General features: G+C 75.5%; 13 protein-coding genes. 10 read left to right on the top strand and 3 right to left on the bottom strand.

Going from position 1 to position 18,317, the window contains the following annotated elements:
* The 9 genes from IF88_RS0102550 (at position 1) to IF88_RS0102510 (ending at position 14,792) form a co-directional block, all read left to right on the top strand.
* A complete protein-coding gene (locus IF88_RS0102550; protein WP_030706888.1) occupies positions 1-1,251 on the top strand; it encodes a beta-ketoacyl-[acyl-carrier-protein] synthase family protein in 1,251 nt (416 codons plus the stop codon).
* Positions 1,248-2,237, top strand: a complete 990-nt coding sequence (locus IF88_RS0102545; RefSeq protein WP_078892663.1) for a beta-ketoacyl synthase N-terminal-like domain-containing protein — start codon at positions 1,248-1,250, stop codon at positions 2,235-2,237. Before IF88_RS0102550 ends, IF88_RS0102545 begins: the two co-directional genes overlap by 4 nt.
* Before the next feature lie 9 nt (positions 2,238-2,246).
* A complete protein-coding gene (locus IF88_RS0102540; RefSeq protein WP_030706885.1) occupies positions 2,247-3,041 on the top strand; it encodes an SDR family oxidoreductase in 795 nt (264 codons plus the stop codon).
* 60 nt (positions 3,042-3,101) lie between these two features.
* Entirely contained in the window at positions 3,102-3,362 is a 261-nt protein-coding gene (locus IF88_RS0102535) for an acyl carrier protein (RefSeq protein WP_030706883.1), read from the top strand.
* Positions 3,362-4,108 carry an SDR family oxidoreductase gene (locus IF88_RS0102530; protein WP_030706882.1) on the top strand — a complete coding sequence of 249 codons (747 nt, stop codon included), beginning with the start codon at positions 3,362-3,364 and terminating at the stop codon, positions 4,106-4,108. The genes IF88_RS0102535 and IF88_RS0102530 overlap by 1 nt, the downstream gene beginning before the upstream one ends.
* 12 nt (positions 4,109-4,120) lie before the next feature.
* Positions 4,121-5,410: a beta-ketoacyl-[acyl-carrier-protein] synthase family protein gene (locus tag IF88_RS0102525; RefSeq protein ID WP_078892661.1), complete on the top strand. Its 1,290-nt coding sequence runs from the start codon at positions 4,121-4,123 to the stop codon at positions 5,408-5,410.
* Positions 5,407-6,591, top strand: coding sequence for a beta-ketoacyl synthase N-terminal-like domain-containing protein (locus IF88_RS0102520; protein ID WP_030706880.1), 1,185 nt, complete (start codon positions 5,407-5,409; stop codon positions 6,589-6,591). Before IF88_RS0102525 ends, IF88_RS0102520 begins: the two co-directional genes overlap by 4 nt.
* 90 nt (positions 6,592-6,681) lie before the next feature.
* Entirely contained in the window at positions 6,682-12,930 is a 6,249-nt protein-coding gene (locus IF88_RS0102515) for a type I polyketide synthase (RefSeq protein WP_030706879.1), read from the top strand.
* Positions 12,927-14,792 (top strand): polyketide synthase, encoded by a 1,866-nt coding sequence (locus tag IF88_RS0102510; protein WP_234323419.1) that lies wholly within the window; start codon positions 12,927-12,929, stop codon positions 14,790-14,792. The genes IF88_RS0102515 and IF88_RS0102510 overlap by 4 nt, the downstream gene beginning before the upstream one ends.
* 82 nt (positions 14,793-14,874) lie before the next feature.
* Here the strand turns inward: IF88_RS0102510 and IF88_RS0102505 are convergent, their stop codons facing one another.
* Positions 14,875-15,129: an acyl carrier protein gene (locus IF88_RS0102505; protein ID WP_030706877.1), complete on the bottom strand. Its 255-nt coding sequence runs from the start codon at positions 15,127-15,129 to the stop codon at positions 14,875-14,877.
* A gap of 200 nt (positions 15,130-15,329) precedes the next feature.
* Between IF88_RS0102505 and IF88_RS0102500 the strand changes: the two genes are divergently transcribed.
* Complete coding sequence (locus tag IF88_RS0102500; protein WP_030706876.1) at positions 15,330-16,028, top strand: lysophospholipid acyltransferase family protein; 699 nt, start codon at positions 15,330-15,332, stop codon at positions 16,026-16,028.
* A gap of 34 nt (positions 16,029-16,062) precedes the next feature.
* On the opposite strand, the gene IF88_RS0102495 is transcribed toward IF88_RS0102500, so the two are convergent.
* Both IF88_RS0102495 and IF88_RS0102490 read right to left on the bottom strand, forming a co-directional pair.
* Entirely contained in the window at positions 16,063-16,836 is a 774-nt protein-coding gene (locus IF88_RS0102495; RefSeq protein WP_051836326.1) for a thioesterase II family protein, read from the bottom strand.
* 95 nt (positions 16,837-16,931) lie between these two features.
* Positions 16,932-17,732: an AfsR/SARP family transcriptional regulator gene (locus IF88_RS0102490; protein WP_030706873.1), complete on the bottom strand. Its 801-nt coding sequence runs from the start codon at positions 17,730-17,732 to the stop codon at positions 16,932-16,934.
* Between the last annotated feature and the right edge of the window lie 585 nt (positions 17,733-18,317).

Raw genomic sequence — 18,317 nt, 5'->3', positions numbered from 1 at the left:
TTGGACCTCTCTGCCACCCCGGCTGTCCTCGTCACCGGCATCGGCGCGGTCAGCTGCCTCGGCGGCACCGCGGACGCGTTCTGGACGGGGCTGAAGGCCGCCGCCGGGCGCCCCACCGCCGTACCCGGCCTGACCGAGCGCGTGCCGGACGTCCTCGCCTACCAGGTGCCCGACGGCGCCCCGGCGACGGACGCCGCGCACGCGGCGCCGGGCCGTGCCACGCGGTTCGCGCTGAGCGCCGTCCGCGAGGCGGTCGCGGACGCGGGCCTGGAGCCGCGCGAGATCGCCGGGGCGGCCGTGGTCATCGGCACGGCCGGCGGCGAGGGCGGCGCGCGCGAGGGCGACCACACGAGCGAGAGCAAGGGCACGGCCAAGGGCGCGGGCACGGCCAAGGGCGCGGGCGACGGCGAAGGCACCCGCGACGGCGCGCCCGCCGGCGCCTGGGAGCCGGTGTTCTCCGTCGCCGCCACCGTGGGCGCGGAACTCGGCACCTTCGGCCCGAACATCAGCGTGAGCAACGCCTGCGCCGCGAGCGGGTACGCGCTGTCCGTCGCCGTGGACCTGATCCGCCGCGGCGAGGCGGACACCGTGCTGCTGGGAGGCGCGGAAGGCATCGCCTGGGTGCCGCCGGCGAGCTTCAGCCGACTCGGCGCGGCCGACCCCGAGACCTGCCGTCCCTTCGACGCCGAACGCCGGGGCACCGTCTTCGGCGAGGGGGCCGCCGTGCTCGTCCTCCAGTCGGCGCGGGCCGCCGCCGGCCGCCCCGCGTACGGCAGGGTGCTGGGGACCGCGTGGAGCTGCGACGCCCACCACCCCACCGCCCCGGACCCCGGCGGCGAACAGCCGGTACGGGCGGCGCGCGCGGCCCTCGAGGAGGCCGGACGGGCACCCGGCGACATCGGGTGCGTCATCCCGCACGGCACCGGCACCGTGCAGAACGACGTGATCGAGTACCGGGTCCTGCGGGAGGTGCTCGGCGACCGCGCCCCGGCCACACCGCTGTTCAGCCTGAAAGCCTTCATCGGGCACACCGCCGGCGCCGCGGCGGCCTTCGCCGCCGTCACCGCCGCGCTGATCGCCCGGCACGGCGAGATCCCCGCCAACATCCCGCTGGCCAGCCCGGACCCCGAGTGCCCGGTCCGGCTGCCGCAGGACGGGCCGACCCCGCTGGAGCACCCGAACGTACTGGTCAACGCGTACGCGTTCGGCGGCAGCAACTTCTCCATGGTCTTCGGGGGCGAGGCACGGTGACGCGGACGGAAGCCGGGACGGCGGCGCCGCGAGCCGTGGTGGCCGAGTCCGTGGTCCACGGCGCGGCGCTGGTCGTGCCGCCGGACGGCACTCCCCCGGACGCCGCGTGGTTCGACCACCGCGCCCGGCTGGGCCGGGGGCACAAGTACCTGCCGCCCGCCTGCCAGTACCTGCTCGCGGCCGCCCGTACGGCCCTGGAGGCGTCCGGTCAGGAGGCCGGCCGGCACGCCCCGGAGCTCCGCGGCGCCGTCGTCGGCACCAACAGCGCCGTGGCGGCCCTGCACGCCGGCATCGAGGAGACGGTCCGCCGCGAGGGGGCCGGGGCCCTGAGCCCGATGAGCGTGCCGTACTTCTCGGTCAACCTCGTCGCCGCCCGCCTGTCGACCGAGCACGTGCTCAAGGGCTTCAACCTGACGGTGACCTCACCGCGGGTGGCCGGGGTCGAGGCCCTTCACCTGGCCGCACTCGAACTGGCCGCGGGCCGCGGCGCCGTGGTGCTGGCCGGAGCCGCCGAGGCGCCCGACCCCCGCCCCGGCGACGCCGAGCCCGAAGCGGGCGCCGCGCTGCTCGTGCTGCGTCCGGCGGGCGGGCCCGTACCGGCCGGCGGCGCGGTGCTGCGGACCGTACTGCGCTTCCTCCCGCCGCCGGCGCTGTCCGGGGCCGACGGCCGCGGGCGGGCGGAGGACTCCGTGCGGGAGGCACTGGACGCCCTCTGCGCGAGCGGCCCGGCCCCGTACGAGGTCGAGCTGCTGGCCGACCCCTCGCCCGTCGGGGACACGGTCGCCCGCGTGCTGCGCGCCTGGTGCGCCGGCCGCGCCCCGGTGTCCGTCCAGCGGTCCGGGGCGCGGGCCGGGTCGCTCGCCCCCGTGGTCCGGCTGGCCGAGCGCCCCCTCCCGGCGGGCGGCGGCACCCGGCTGGTCGTCGTCGCCTCCCGCGCGGGCAACGTGGCGCTCGCCGCGGCGCACACCCCCGAACCCACCAACTGAGAGGTGCACATGCTGACTTCCCTCAAGGGCTCCTGGTGCCTGATCCTGGGCGCCTCCAGCGGCATGGGCCGGGCCACCGCGCGGGCCATGGCCAAGGAGGGCGCGAACGTCTTCGGCGTCCACTTCGGCACGGCGGCCCAGCAGGAGGAAGTCGACGAGCTGGTAGAGGAGCTGCGCGCCACGGGCGTGCGGGTTTCCTTCCACAACCGCAACGCCGCGAGCAAGCAGACCCGCGCCGAGCTGGTGCCGCTGCTCGCCGGGCTGGCCGGGCCCGAGGGCGTACGGGTCCTGCTGCACTCCCTCGCCTTCGGCAGCCTGCTGCCCTTCCTCCCCCAGGAGGGCCAGGAGGAGGTCATCACCCCCCGGCAGATGGACATGACCGTCGACGTCATGGGCCACAGCCTCGTCTACTGGGTGCGCGACCTGTACGTGGCCGGGCTGCTGCCGCGCGGCGCCAAGGTGTTCGCGCTCACCAGCCGCGGCGACGGCCGGGTGATGCCCAGCTACGGCGCGGTGTCGGCCGCCAAGTCCGCCCTGGCCTCGCACGTGCGCCAGCTGGCCGTCGAACTGGCCCCCTCCGGCGTCTCGGTGAACGCCCTGCGCGCCGGCCTGACCCTCACCCCGGCGCTGCTGCGCATCCCCGGCAGCGACGGACTGGCCCGGTACGCCACCGAGTCGAACCCGCACGGCCGGCTCACCGTTCCGGAGGACGTCGCCGAGGCCGTCGTCATGCTCTCGGCCACCGACTCGTCGTGGATCACCGGGAACGTCATCGACGTCGACGGCGGCGAAGGCCTCGTCTGACCACCGTCCCGCACCCGCACCCGCACATCCCACCCCACTCCACCCCAGGAGAGAACGATCATGCCCGAGCAGACCGGCACCGCCGTGGACATCGAGGAACTCCGCTCCACCATCGCGGACATCCTGGACGTCGAGGCCTCCGAGGTCACCGACACCGCCGACTTCAGGGAGGACCTGGACGTCGACTCCCTGCTCGCGCTGGAGATCCTCGTGACCCTGGAGCGCAAGTACGGCGTGAAGATGGACGAGTCGAACCTCCAGCTGATGCGCTCCCTCAAGGTCGTGCACGAGCTGCTGGCCGAAAAGCTCGGGACCGCGTGATGCCGCAGGACGGCCGCAAGGTCGCCGTGGTCACCGGCGGATCGCGCGGGATCGGCCGGGCCGTCGTGGAGCGGTTCCTCTCCGACGGCTACGACGTCGCCTACTGCTACCGCTCCCGGCCCGCGGACGCCGACGCGGTCGAACGCCTCGCCGCCGAGCACGGGGGCCGGGTCTTCGACGCGCCGGTGGACGTGACGGACGCGGAGGCCGTACGCGCCTTCCTGGACCGGACGCAGGAGCGGCTCGGGGAGATCGACGCACTCGTCACCAGTGCGGGCATCGTCCACGACGGCCCGCTGGTCACGATGGACGCGGACGCCTGGAACAGCGTCGTCGACACCAACCTCACCGGCACCTACCACGTGTGCCGCGCGGCGGTCTTCGCCCTCATGAAGCAGGGCCGGGGCAGCATCGTCACCCTGTCGTCCGTGGCCGGGGTGCGCGGCAGCGCCACGCAGGCCAACTACGCGGCCGCCAAGGCCGGGATCATCGGCTTCACCAAGTCGCTGTCCAAGGAAGTGGCCCGGTTCGGCATCCGCGCCAACGTCGTCGCGCCCGGCCTGATCGCCACGGACATGACCGGGGGAATGACGGCGAAGGCCCGCGCGGGCGTCCTCGCCAAGATCCCGCTCGGCCGGATCGGCACCGCGCGGGAAGTGGCCGACACCGTCGCCTTCCTCTCGTCCGAGCGCGCCGCCTACATCACGGGGCAAGTGATCCGGGTCGATGGCGGCATCAGCAACTGAGGGGGCGCGTTGATGGCAACGACGGCAGCGACGACGGCGGCGCGGACAGGGCCCGTACGGGTCGTCGTGACCGGGCTCGGCGTGCTCACGCCGATCGGCACGACCGTGGAGGGGTTCTGGGACGCGGCGGTCCGCGGAGTGGTCGGCACGGGCCCGCTGCGCCGCGCCGACGCGGCGGACTTCCCGGCGAGGCTCGCCGGCGAGGTCGCCGGCTTCGACGCGCCGCGCGCCGCCGGTGACCGCAGCCTGCGGCTCGCCACGGCCGCCGCGTCGGCCGCGGCGGCCGACGCCGGCATCCCCCGGTGGACCGGGGACCCGTACCGGGCCGGTGTCTGCCTGGGCACGCTCCTCGGCGGCCGGGCCGGGCTGGAACCGGCCGTCACCGCCTTCCACCGCGGTGCGGAGCCCGCCGCGGCCCCGCACGGCGCGGGACGGCCGGCGCCGGACCTCGTGGCCGCGGTCGCCCGCGACCTCGGCTTCCTCGGACCGGGCCTCGCGGTCGCCACGGCCTGCGCCTCGGGCAACAGCGCGCTGGCCCACGCCGCGGACACCATCCGGGCGGGCCGCGCCGACGTGATGATCGCCGGCGGGGTCGACGAGCTGTCGAGCGGCATCATGATGATGTTCGCCAGCCTGCGTTCCCTCGCCCCCGACTTCCTGCGGCCCTTCGACCGGGCCCGCGCCGGGCTCGTGGTCTCCGAGGGGGCCGCCGCCCTGGTCCTGGAGTCGTACGAGCACGCCCGCCGCCGCGGCGCGCACATCCACGCCGAACTGGCGGGCTGGGCCTCGGCGTCCGACGCCCACCACATGACGGCCCCGCACCCCGAGGGCAGCGGCGCCCGCCGTTCGATGCTGCGGGCGCTGGAGCGGGCCGGGATCTCCCCCGACCGCGTCGACCACGTCAGCGCGCACGGCACCGGCACCCCCTCCAACGACCGGATCGAGGCGCAGGCCCTGCGGGCGGTCTTCGGCCCGCGGACGCCCGCCGTGACCTCGCTGAAAGGGGCGCTCGGGCACACCCAGGGCGCGGCGAGCGCCATCGAGGCGGTGGCGTGCGTACTGGCGCTGCGCGACGGAGTGATCCCGCCGACGGCCAACCTGGTCGACCTCGACCCGGAGTGCGACGTGGACGTCGTGCGCGGGGCGGCGCGCGAGACCCCGGTGCGCGTGGCCGTCAACAACGCCTTCGGCTTCGGCGGCAACACGGCGTGCACCGTCTTCACCCGCATGGACAGCGCCACGCGCACGGCCACGCGCACGGCGACCAGCACCGTCACGAGCACCGCGGGGAGCGCACGATGAGCCCGCACGGCCCCACGGCCGCCGTCACCGGCATGGCCCTGGCCAGTCCGCTCGGCGGCAGCCTCGACGCGACCTGGGAGGCGCTGCTGGCCGGCCGGACCGGTTTCACGGAGACGGCCGCCACCGACGGCCTGTACCCGGGTCCGGTGCGGGCCCTTTCCGGTGCGCTCGCCGACGACCTGCCCGACGTGCCGGCCTTCGGCCGCAAGCGGCTGCGGGCGCTGAGCCGGGAGTCCCTGCTGGTCTCCCGGGTCGGGATGCTCGCCTGGCGGGACGCCGGGTTCGAGCCGGCCACGACGCCCGGCCCGGAGGAGACCGCCGTCGTGCTGGGCACCGCCGCCGGCGGCCTGTCGGGGTACCTGACGGTGATGCGCGACGGCCTGACCCTGGGCCCCGAGCTGGTCAGTCCGTATGCCGGCCCGCAGGGCAGCCTGAACGCCGCGGCCTCGGACCTGTCCATGGCCTCCGGTGCGCAGGGCAGCATCCTCACGGTCACCGCCGGGCGCTGCTCGGGGGCCCACGCCCTGGCCGTCGCCGCCGACCACATCCGTACGGGGCAGGCGGAGGCCGTGCTCGTGGCGGCCGTGGACGTCCTGGATCCGCTGCGGCTCGCCGGCGGGCCGGCGCGGGCCCCCCGGCCGTTCGCCGCGGACCGCGCCGGCGCCCCGCCCGGTGAGGCGGCCGTGGTGCTCGTCGTCGAGGACACCGCGCGGGCCCGGGCCCGGGGTGCCCGGGTGCACGCGGAGATCGCGGGCCTGAGCGTCCTGCGGGGCGGGGCGGACGGCGGGAGCGCCGCCGCTCCCGCGATCGCGGCGGCGCTGGCCGACGCCGGCGTGCGGCCCGGGGAGCTGTCCGTGGTCTGCTCCTCCGCCGCCGGCGCCCGGCACACCGACCGCGCGGAGGCCTTCGCCGTGCACGGCGCCGTCGGCTCCGGGGCCGCCGTCTACAGCCCCTTCGGCGCCCTCGGGGACTGCGCGGGCGCCGGCACCCTGCTGCAAGTGGCGCTGACCGCGCGGACCCTGGCCGACGGGCGCGTCCCGCCCACGGCGGGCCTGGCCGGTCGGGACCCCGGCCTGCCCGCCCTCGCGGCTTCGGACGTCCCGCGCGAGCGGGCGGGCGGCCCCGCCCTGGTCCTGACGACCGACGACGACGGACAGGCCGCGGCCCTGGTCCTGCGGTAAGGCCCCGGTCCCGCCCCGCGCGCGGCGACGAACCCATGAACCCACCAGGGAGAACCGGACCTCCGGACCCCTGCCGTACGGAGGTAGGAAGTGCATCACGACCCGGCTGAGCCGATCGCCATCGTGGGGATGGCGGGACGGTTCCCCGACGCTCCCGACACGGACCGGTTCTGGGACCTGCTGATGGACCGCGGCGACGCGATCCGCCCGATCCCGGCGGCCCGTTGGAACACCGATCAGCCCCTGGACCCGGAGAAGGAGATCCAGGGCCACGGCGGGTTCCTGGAGGGCGTCGACGCGTTCGACGCCGCGTTCTTCGGGGTCTCGCCGCGCGAGGCCGAGGTGCTCGACCCGCAGCAGCGGCTGATGCTGGAGACCACCTGGCTGGCGCTGGAGGACGCCGGGGTGCCCACCGCGAGCCTCGCCGGCACCCGTACCGGCGTCTACTTCGGCGGTCTGTGGCAGGACTACGAGCGGCTGCGCGAGGACCGCGGCGCCCGCCCCACCCAGCACTCCATCTCCGGCAACGCGCTCGACATGCTGTCCGCGCGCATCTCGTACTTCCTCGGCCTGACCGGCCCCAGCCTGACGCTGGAGACCGGCTGCTCCTCCTCCCTGGTCGCCCTGCACCTGGCCTGCCAGGCCATCCGCGCAGGCGACGTGGACGGCGCGCTGGTGGGCGCGGCCAACCTGATGCTCACCCCGGACGTGACGATCGGGCTCACCCACTTCGGCGGGCTCTCCCCGAAGGGCCGGTGCAGCGCCTTCGGCGCCGGGGCCGACGGGTTCGTCCGCGGCGAGGGCGTGGCCGCGGTCTACCTCAAGCCGCTGGCGCGGGCCCGCAGGGACGGGGACCGGGTGCACGCCGTGATCGTGCGGACCGCCGCGAACAACGACGGCGGCGGCACCAGCCTGGTGACCCCCAGCCAGGCCGGGCAGGAGGACCTGCTGCGCCGCGTCTACGAGGACAGCGGCATCCCCCTCGACCGGGTCGCGTACGTGGAGGCGCACGGCACCGGCACCCGGGCGGGCGACCCCGTCGAGGCGACGGCCCTCGGCCGGGTGCTGGGCCAGGCCCCCGAGCGGGCCGGCCGGCCGCTGGGCATCGGGTCGGTCAAGACGAACATCGGGCACCTGGAGCCCGTGGCCGCGCTCGCCGGCCTCTTCAAGGCGGTGCTCTCGCTGAAGAACGGCGTGGTGCCGCCCAGCCTGCACTCCGCGGAGCTGAACCCCGACATCCCCTTCGACGAACTGGGCCTGGAAGTCGTGCGGGAACCGCTGCCGCTGCCCGAAGACGGCCCGGTCTACCTGGGCGTCAGCTCCTTCGGCTGGGGCGGCACCAACGCCCACGCCGTGATCACCACCGCCCCGCCGGCCGACACCGCGTCCGCCACCGGAGACGACGGCGCCGTCGGCGCAGACGGCTCCGCGCGGCGCCGCCCCGACGCGCCCTTCCTGCTGCCGCTGAGCGCCCACAGCCAGGCCGCGCTGCTCCAGCGCGCCCGCGACGTGCGCGCCGCCCTCGACCGGCCCGGCGCCGATCCGCGGGAGATCGCCGCGACGCTCGGCTGGCAGCGCGACCAGTTCCCCTTCCGGACCGGGCTGATCGCCACCGACGGCGACGGGCTGCGCGCCGCACTCGACGCGTACGCGGCCGAGCCGGACGCCACCTCGTCCGGCACGGTCACCGGCCGGGCCCGCGAGCGCGGCCGTACCGCCTTCGTCTTCCCCGGCCAGGGCTCGCAGTGGGCCGCCATGGGCGCCCGCCTGTACGCCGAGGACCCCGCCTTCGCGGACGTGATCGACCAGTGCGCGGCCGCCCTGGCCCCGCACACCGCGTGGTCCCTGACCGATGTGCTCACCGGCCGGGACGGCGACGCCTGGACGGGCCGCGTCGACGTCGTCCAGCCGGTGCTGTGGGCGGTCTCCGTGGCCCTGGCCGCCGCCTGGCGCGCGGGGGGCGTGGAGCCGGACGTCGTCGTCGGCCACAGCCAGGGCGAGATCGCCGCCGCCACCGTGGCCGGGATCCTCTCCCTGGAGGACGCCGCCCTGGTCGTGGCCCGGCGCAGCGCCGTCCTGCTGCGCACCGCCGCGGGCACCGGCCGCATGCTCGCCGTGGACCTCGACGCGGACTCGGCCGCCCGGGCCCTGGAGGGCTTCGAGGACTGCGTGGCGCTCGCCGTGCACAACGGCCCCCACTCCTGCGTGCTCTCCGGCGACGGCGACTCGGTGCTGCTGCTGAAGGAGCTCCTGGAGGCGGACGGCACGTACTGCCGGCTCGTCAACGTGGACTACGCCTCCCACAGCCCGCTCATGCTCGAACTCGCCGACGAGCTGCACGAGGTGCTGGCCCCGGTGCGGCCCGCCGCCGCGCGGATCCCGCTCATGTCCACGGTGCGCACCGCGGTCCTGGACGGCCCGGAGATGGACGGCGCGTACTGGGTGGAGAACCTGTGCCGCCCCGTGATGTTCGCGGGAACCGTCGACGCGCTCCTGGACGAGGGCGTCACCCACGTCGTGGAGGTCAGCGCCCACCCGGTCCTGGTGCCGGCGCTGGAGCAGATCGGCGCGCTGCGCAAGGAGCCGCCGGCCGTCCTGGGCACCCTGCACCGGGACCGGGGCGCCCCCGAGGACCTCGCGGAGAGCTTCGCGGAGGCCCACGTGGCGGGTCTGACCCCGTACGGCCCGCGCCCCCGCTCGCGCGACGCGGGAGTGCCCGCGTACCCGTGGCAGCGCGAGAGCCACTGGGTCGGTGCGCCGCAGCGCGGTGCGGGCCGTTCGGCCGCCTTCGCCTTCCCGCTGGTCCCGCTGCCGACCGAGGCCGGGACCTGGCACGGCACCGCCGAGATCGGCACCGGATCCCACCCCTGGCTCGCCGACCACCGGGTGCACGACGCCGTCGTCGTGCCCGCGGCGGCCACCGTCGAGCTGTGCCTGGGCACCGCGGCCGCCCGGACCGGCGGCGTCCCGCAGTCGCTGCGCGGCCTGTCCTTCCTGAGCGACATGACGCTCACCGACGGCGGGCTGCACCTGGGCGGCGTGTGGCGGGAGGACTCCGGCGAGGGCGCCGGCCTGGAGGTGCTGTCGCTGGCCGACGGCGCCGACGGCTGGACCCGGCACATGACGGCGCACGCCTCGTACCGCAACGAGCAGGCCTCCGTACCGGAGTTCCCGGCCGCCCTGCTGCGGGAGCCGGCCGTCGACGGCGCCGCGTTCTACCGCGCCTGCACCGAGCGCGGACTCCGGTACGGCCCCGCCTTCCAGGGCGTACGCGAACTGCGCGTGCGCGGCGAGGAGGCGATCGGCCGGGTGGTCCTCGCCGAGCAGTGCCGGCCCGGTGCCCGCCGGTTCGTCCTGCACCCCGCCCTGTGGGACGGGGCGTTCCAGCTCTCCCTGGCGCTGTGCGGGCACGGGGACACCGTGGTGCCCGTAGGCATCGAACGGCTCGCGCTGCTGCCGGGGCGGCCCTCGGACCTGACCGAGCTGTGGGTGCACGCCCTGCGCCGGGCGGACGGGCTCTTCGACCTGGCCCTGTACGGATCCGACCGCCAGCCCGTGGCCCGCGTCACCGGGCTGGAGCTGCGCCGCCTGCGCTCGGGCGAGCGGTCCGCGCCGGCCCCCGAGCGCGTGCACCGCTTCGGCTTCCACGAGCGGGAGTACGCCGGGCCCGGCGGCGAGCAGGGCCCCTGGCTGGTGTGCGGCCCGGAGTCGGCCGCGGGCACGGCCCGGGAACTGGCGGGCGCGCTGGGCGCCGACGCCGTGAGCCCGCCCGCGGCCGCCGACGCCGCGGCCTGGGCCGAGGCGGTGCGGGCCGTGGACGGCGGCGAGGTGGTCTTCGTCGCCCCGGACCGGACGGCGGGCGAGGCGGAACAGCGGGCGGGCCTGACGGCCCTCGGCGCGCTCGCGGTCGCCTGCTCGGACCGGCCGGTGGCACCCCGCCTGACCGTGCTGACCACACGGGCGCAGGCGGCCTCGGCCGCCGAGGCGCCCGATCCCGGCGCGGCCCTGTACTGGGGCTTCGGCCGGGTGCTGCAGGGCGAGCACCCGGATCTCGCGGTCCGGCTCGTGGACACCGCGGGCGACGGCCCGTGGGCGTCCGGTGTCGTACGCGAACTGCTGGACGCCGAGCGGGAGGACCAGGTCCTGCAGCGCGGCGACGGACTGCGGCTGGCCGGCCGCCTGGAGCGCGGCGGCCACCGGCCGGACGGGGCCGGCGCCCCCCTGCCGTACACGGTCCGCCAGCCGTTCCGGCTGCACCCGGGCCCGCGGCCGGGGCTGTGGGAGTCGCTGCGCTACCTGCCGCTGACCCGCCGCGCACCGGGACCGGGCGAGATCGAGATCGAGGTCGACGCAGCCTCCCTCAACTTCATCGACGTCATGAAGGCGGTGGGCACGTACCCCGACGAGGCAGGGGGCAAGGAGCTGCTCGGCGGGGACTGCTCCGGCCGGGTCGTCTCGGTGGGCCCCGGCACGAGCGGGTTCCGCGTCGGCGACCGGGTGGTGGCCTGCGTCTTCGGCGCGATCGTCTCGCACGTGACCGTACGCGCCGACCACGCACGGCCGGTGCCCGCGGCGATGACCCAGGAGGACGCCGCCGCGCTGCCGCTCGTCCTGGCCACCGCCTGGTACGCGCTGCACGACCTGGCCCGGGTGGAGCCGGGCGAGACCGTACTGGTCCACTCCGCGGCCGGCGGTCTGGGCCTGGCCGCGGTGCAGGTGGCCCGGCTGCTGGGCGCCGAGGTCATCGCGACGGCGGGCAGCGCGGCCAAGCGCTCCTACCTGCGGGAACTCGGCATCGAACACGTCTTCGACTCGCGCGACCCCTCCTGGGCGGACGCCGTGCGCGCCCGCACCGGGGGCCGCGGGGTCGACGTCGTCCTCAACTCGCTGACCGGCGCCGCCCTCGCGCGCGGACTGGAGGTCCTCGCCGAGGACGGCCGGTTCGTCGAGGTCGGCAAGAAGGACATCCACGGGGAGCGCACGCTGGGCCTCGCGCCGTTCCGCAAGGGCGTCAGCTTCGCGGCCGTAGACCTCGAAGGACTCGTGATGCGGCGCCCCGAGCGGTTCGCGCGGCTCTTCCGCGCGGTCTGGGACGCGGTGGAGGCGGGCCTGCTCACGGCGCTGCCCGTCACCCACTACACCTTCGACGACGCGACGGAGGCGCTGCGCGCCATGTCGCACGGCGACCACATCGGCAAGTTCGTGCTGTACGGGCCGCAGACCGTGGACCGCGTGGTGGCCGATCCGCTGCCGCACGGCCGGTTCCGCCCCGACGGCACCTACCTCGTCACCGGCGGCCTCGGCGACCTCGGCCTCTCGCTCGCCGAGCACCTGGTGGCGCGGGGCGCGACGGCCCTGGCCCTGCTGGGGCGTTCGGCGCCGACCGAGGAGGCCGCGCGGCGCGTCGCGGAGCTCCGCGCGGCCGGCGCCCGGGTGTCGGTGCTGCACGCGGACGTCGCCGACGCCACGTCCCTGGGTCTGGCCCTCGCCCGGATCCGGGCCGAACTCCCGGCGCTGCGCGGGGTCTTCCACGCGGCGGGCCTCCTCTCCGACGCCGTGGTCCGCAACCTCGACGTGGCGGGGGTGGCCCGGGTGCTGGCGCCCAAGGCCGACGGGGCGGCCGAGCTGGACCGGCTGACGGCGAACGATCCGCTGGACCTCTTCGTGCTGTTCTCCTCGGCGGCCGGGCTCGTCGGCAACGTCGGGCAGTCCGCCTACGCCGCGGCGAACACGTACATGGACGCGCTGGCCGCGGCCCGCCGCGCCGCGGGGCGGCCCGCGCTCAGCGTCCAGTGGGGCACCTTCGACGGCGTCGGCCTCGCGGCCCGCGCGGCCGACCGCGGCGACCGGCTCGCCGACCGCGGCATGGACGGCTTCGAGCCCGCCGAGGCCTGGCAGGCACTGGAGTCGTTCCTCGGGGACGGCGAGAGCGTCGTGGGGTACGTCGCCCTGGACCCGCGCCGCTGGTTCGAGACGTACCCGGCGGCGGCCGGGCGGCCCAGCTGGAGCCTGCTGCGCGCCACCGGGGACCCGGCGGCCGGCTCGGGCGGCGACTTCCGGCAGCTGCTGGACGGTTGCGCCGCCGAGGACCGGCTCACGGTGGTCGAGGAGCGCGTACGCCGGCTCGCCGGCCGGGTGCTGCGGCTGCCGGCGGAGTCCATCGACCGGGAGACCCCGCTCAAGTCCCTCGGACTGGACTCGCTGATGAGCCTGGAGCTGCGCAACCGGCTGGAGGCGGACTTCGGGCTGCGGCTCTCGCCGACGCTGCTGTGGACGTACGGCGCCCTGCGGCCGCTGGCCGGGGCCCTGGTGGAGCGGCTCGCGGAACAGGAGGCATGACAGTGGGACACGACAACACCGAGACGGCGGGTTCGGCTCCGGCCACCCCGGAGAACCCGATCGGCCGGGCGATCCCGGTCGGCGGGGCGGCCCCGATCGGCGGGGCGGCCCCGGCCGTCCGGGCCACTCCGGTCAGCCGGGCCACTCCGGTCAGCCGGGCCATGGAGACGATCCGCACCCTGCGCGAGGAGCTCGCGGCCCTGCGGGGTGCCCGGCCGATCGCCGTCGTCGGCATCGGCCTGCGGGCCCCCGGCGGGATCGACGACCTCGACGGCTACTGGCGGGCGCTGGCCTCGGGAGCGGACGCGGTGCGCCCGATCCCGCCGTCCCGGCGCCCTCCGTTCGGGGACGCCTGGGACGACGTACCGCACCGGGGCGGATTCCTGGACGAGGTCCTGGAGTTCGACGGCCCGTTCTTCGGCGTCGCGCCCCGCGAGGGCCGCTCCCTCGACCCACAGCACCGGATGCTGCTCGAAGTGGCCTGGGAGGCCCTGGACGACGCCGGCATCCCGGCCGCCCGGGCGGCCGCCGCCGGGACCGGCCTGTACGTGGGCATCACCGGCCAGGACTACCGGGAGTGGATGCGCGAGGGCCCCGACTCGTACTGGGCCACCGGCAACGGGCACTGCTTCTCGGCCGGCCGGCTCGCGCACACCCTGGGGTTCACCGGTCCGGCCATGGCCGTCGACACCGCCTGCTCCTCCTCGCTGGTCGCGGTCCACCTGGCGCGGCAGGCCCTGCGCGGCGGCGAGTGCGACATCGCCGTGGCCGGCGGGGTGAACCTGGTGCTGTCACCCAACGGGACGGAGCTCGCCGCGCGTACGGGCGCCCTGTCCCCGGACGGGGTGTGCCGCCCCTTCGACGCGCGGGCCAACGGCTTCACCCGCTCGGAGGGGTGCGGCGTCGTCGTCCTCAAGCGGCTGGCGGACGCCGTGCGCGACGGCGACCGGGTGCACGCGGTGATCCACGGCTCGGCGGTCAACCACGACGGCCGCGCCTCCGGGTTCACCGCCCCCAACGTGCGGGCCCAGACCCGGCTCGTCGAGCGGGCGCTGGCGGACGCCGGCCTCGGCCCGGCCGACATCGGCCACGTGGAGGCCCACGGCACCGGCACCTCGCTGGGCGACCCGATCGAGGTCGAGGCCCTGGCGGCGGCCCTGGGCCGGACGGGCTCCGGGGCTCCGGTCCTGCTCGGCTCCGCCAAGGCCAACCTGGGCCACACCGAGGCGGCGGCGGGCGTGCTCGGCCTGATCAAGGCGGTGCTGAGCCTGCGGCACCGGGCGGTCCCGCCGGTACCGCACTTCACCACGCTCAACCCGCGCATCGACCTGTCGGGAACGGGCTTCCGCATCCCGACGGAGCTGGAGCCGTGGCCGGCGGCGGCGGGGGCGTACGCGGGCGTCAGCTCCTTCGGCATGAGCGGCACCAACGCGCACGTCGTGCTCGGCGTGGCCGAGGAGCCGGCCCCGGCCGGACCCGGTTCCGGGACCGGCCGGGGGTCCGGGGCCGCAGTCGCGGTCGGCGGCTTCGAGGTGTCCGCGCGGACCCCGGCGGCGCTGCGGGCCTACGCGGCGCGGCTGGCGGGGCGGCTGGCCGAGCTCAAGGACGAGGAGTACCCGGCCTTCGCGTACACCGTCACGCACGGCCGTACGCCGCTGGCCACCCGCGTCCGCGTCACGGCGGCGGACCGGCACCGGGCGGCGGCCGTACTGACGGCGGTCGCGGAGGGCCTCGCGCCGCCGGAGGCCGAGGAGGTCGCGCCGGGCGCGGAGCCTGGGTTCGCGGACCTGCCGCGCCGGGTCGTCGACCTGCCCGCGTACCCGTGGGAACGGCGGCGCTACGCGCCGGTGTTCACGGACTAGGCCGGGTACGGGGAAGGGCCGGTCCCGGACTTGTGGTCCGGGACCGGCCCCGCGCCCTGTGGGCGGCGGCAGCGGTACGGGGTCAGGCCGCGGCCGCGCCGCCACGGATCAGGGCGACGACCCCGGCGACCGTGATGTCCTTGGTCAGTGCTTCGAGGGGGACGTCGACCGCGAACTCGCGCTTGATGGACGCGGTGAGTTCGACGACACCGAGGGAGTCGATCTCCAGCTCCTCCAGCCGGGCCCCGTCCGTGACCGCGTCGGGCTCCGCCCCGAAGTCGACGAGTTCGCGCTCGACGAAGGCACGGACGGAAGCAAGATCGGCGGGCTGGAGCACGACATCCTCGTCTCTGAATCCTGATCGGTGAAGCGCCCAAGCAGCCTAACAACAGCCGGAATGGCTCTCGCTAAAGCGCTGCTTTCGCCCGTCTGACCGCACGACTAAACCGCTCTTGTCCGCCCTTTCGACCCACTTCCCCCTTCCCGTATGTTCCCGTTGGACGCTCGGTCGAGACGTTCAGAGAAGGAGACCCGAACATGCTCCGGATGCTGCTGAGGCGGCTTCTCCTCATTCCGCTCACGCTCGTCCTGCGACCCCGGGTCACCGGTGTCGAGAACGTGCCGGAATCCGGCCCCTTCGTCATCGCGGCCAACCACCTGTCGTTCTTCGACTCCATATTCATCGCCCTGCTCACCCCGCGGCCCCTCTACTTCATCGGCAAGCAGGGGTGGCTCAACATGCCCGGCCTCAAGGGCCGGCTGCAGGGCCTGTTCTTCCGCTCCGTCGGGATGATCACCGTCGACAACACGAGCGGCCCGGCGACCATGGCGGGCCTGGAGACCTCCCTGCGCATCATGCGCGAGGGACACGGGGTGGGCGTGCACATCGAGGGCACGCGCTCGCCCGACGGCCGCCTCTACAAGGGGAACACCGGCACGGCGTGGATAGCGCTGCGCAGCGGGGCGCCGGTGATCCCGTGCGGCCTCGTCGGCACCGAGCGGGTGCACCCGGCCGGCGCCAAACGGCTCTACGTCTCGCGCTTCGAGGCGCATTTCGGCGCCCCGATGACTTTCCCCGAGCATTCCGGGTGCGAGTCCGACCGCCGGACGCGGCGCGCGGTCACGAACCGGATCACCCGGGAGATCTCCGCGCTGTCCGGCCAGGAATACGTGGACACCTATGCCGCGACCGTGAAGAGCCGCTCCGCCTCGGCCGCCGGGCCGCAGGGCGGCTGAACGGCCGAGGCGGAGCGGCGACGCCGCCGTCGGGTTATCGGAATTCCCCGTCGAGGGCCCGGCGCAGGATGTCCCCGACCTCGCCCTTGTTCTCCTGGGCCAGCAGGAAGAAATGGTCTCCGGCGAAACGGCGTACCCGGCACGGCCCGGTCGTGTGCGCGGCCCAGCCGTCGAGCGGCTCGACCGGGACCAGCGGGTCCGCCGTGCCGCCCAGCACGTGGAGCGGCACGTCGAGGCGTACGTCCCCGAATCCCACAGCGGCCTCCCGGCTGAGCGCGATGTCGGCCCGCAGCACCCCGGTGACGTGCGCCAGCATGTCCGGATCCCGGAGCACCCACTCCGGCGTGCCCCCGCCCTCGCGCAGCAGCCGTACGGCGTCCTCGTGGGTGGCCGTCGCATGGGCCCGGCGCGGGGCCCCGCCGGGCACCTGGCCGCTGACGACGGCCGCCCGGCACTGCCCGCCGAGGAGGAGGGCCGCGCGGGTGGCGAGGAGCGCGCCCAGGCTGTGCCCGAACACCACCGTGGGCAGCGGGTCGCGGCCGAGCACCTCGTCGGAGACGGAGTCCAGGACCTGGTCGAGCCGGCAGCCCGGCGGCTCGCCGAAGCGGCGCTCCCGCCCGGGGAGCGACAGCCCGAGCACTTCCACGTGCGCGGGCAGCGCCTCGACGACGGGGTAGAGCGTGCCGGGGCCGGACCCGGAGTGCGGGAACACCAGGAGCCGTACGCGGGGCTCGACGTCCCCGTGCGGCCGCAGCAGCGGCCACCAGGGGACGGCGCGGGTATCCGCAGCGGCACGCGACCCGACCATCAGTGGTTCTCCTCGTTCCTCGTGTCCTCGACCCCGATCGCTCCGGGTCGTCCCGGGTCGCCCCGCGGTCAGCCCGGGCAGCAGGCCGGGCCCCTTCACGCGGCGGTCACGCCGACCAGCTGTTCCGCGCCACAGTCGTCGAGGGCGGGGGCGTGCGTCAGGATCGCGTGCTGCAGCCGCTGGAGGCGCGGCGCGGGCTCGATCCCGTGGTCCTCGACCAGGTTGCGCCGGACCTTGCTGTACGTGGCCAGGGCCTCGGCGGTGCGTCCGCTGCGGTAGAGGGCCACCATCAGGTAGGCATAGAGGTTCTCCCACGTCGAGCGGTCGTCGAGCAGGGCGTAGATCTCACCGACGAGAGCCTTGTGGTTCCCGAGCTCGAGTTCGAGTTCGAACCGCTGCTCGTGGGCGAAGGAGCGGCGCTCGTCCAGCCGCCGGCCGAGGGACTCGAAGGCGGGGATGGCACGCAGGTCTTCGAGGGCCTGTCCGCGCCAGAGCGAGATGGCCTGGTCGAGGGTCCTCGAAGCCCTTTCGCGATCACCGGCCCGACGGAACTCCCGGGCCGCTGCCAGCAGCCGGTCGAACTCGTAGACGTCCAGATCGCACCCGACGAGCCGCAGCCGGTACCCGGGCGGCTGGGTGGTGATGAGCGCGGCGGCGTCGAGGTCGAGCGCCTGGAGGTGCTTGCGCAGCTTGGACACGTAGACGTGCAGTGCGGTGGAGGCGGTCTGGGGAGGGGTTCCGGACCAGAGGGCCTCGATGAGCCGGCCGGAGGACACGGCCTCACCGTGATGGGCGCAGAGATAGGCCAGCAGGGAGCGGAGCTTGAGCGCTCTCGGCGATACCTGGGCCCCGTCCTCTGTCTCTATCTCAACCGGTCCGAGCACTTGGAACTTCACGGCATTTCCCCCTGGTAGATCTCTTCGCCACGAAGGGGACACACGCGGCTGATCCACATCACGCAGTCCCCCTCCGCACCCACAGATCTTCATTGCGTATCCAGATCGAGTCAAGCCGCCCAACTCTTATCTGAGGAACACTTGAGGTGGCGGGATGAGCCATATCTCACACCCATTTCCGGATGGATCAGCTCCACTTTTCAAGCCCTGCTCGGTGGGCTTTTTCTCGCCAGCGCACCATATATTTCCAGCCGAATTCAAACGGCGTGAAACCCACCCCGGGCGACTGGCGGAACAGCCCGGAACCGGACATCTCGCAGCGGGATCCGGACGCGCCTGCGACCGCCCGCAGCACCGGCCCGCGCCCATGCCCCAAGGGCCCGGGAGCACTCGGGCACCCCGCGGGGGCGGCGGCCGAGCACCCGCCCCGCGGAACGGCCGCAGCCGCCGGTCCACGGGCGACACCGCCGGAAAACCCCGCCGGCCTGGGGCTACTTATGGGTATGGTCCCGGCAGACACCCGCCTCCGGTGGTCCTGTGCGAGGTCGGTGACACCGCCGGGCGGCCCGACCACCTCAAGCGGTT

Origin of the sequence: Streptomyces sp. NRRL F-2580, assembly GCF_000720115.1 — a bacterium.
In the GTDB taxonomy this organism is placed as follows: domain Bacteria; phylum Actinomycetota; class Actinomycetes; order Streptomycetales; family Streptomycetaceae; genus Streptomyces.
This window is presented reverse-complemented; position numbering and strand designations above follow the sequence as displayed.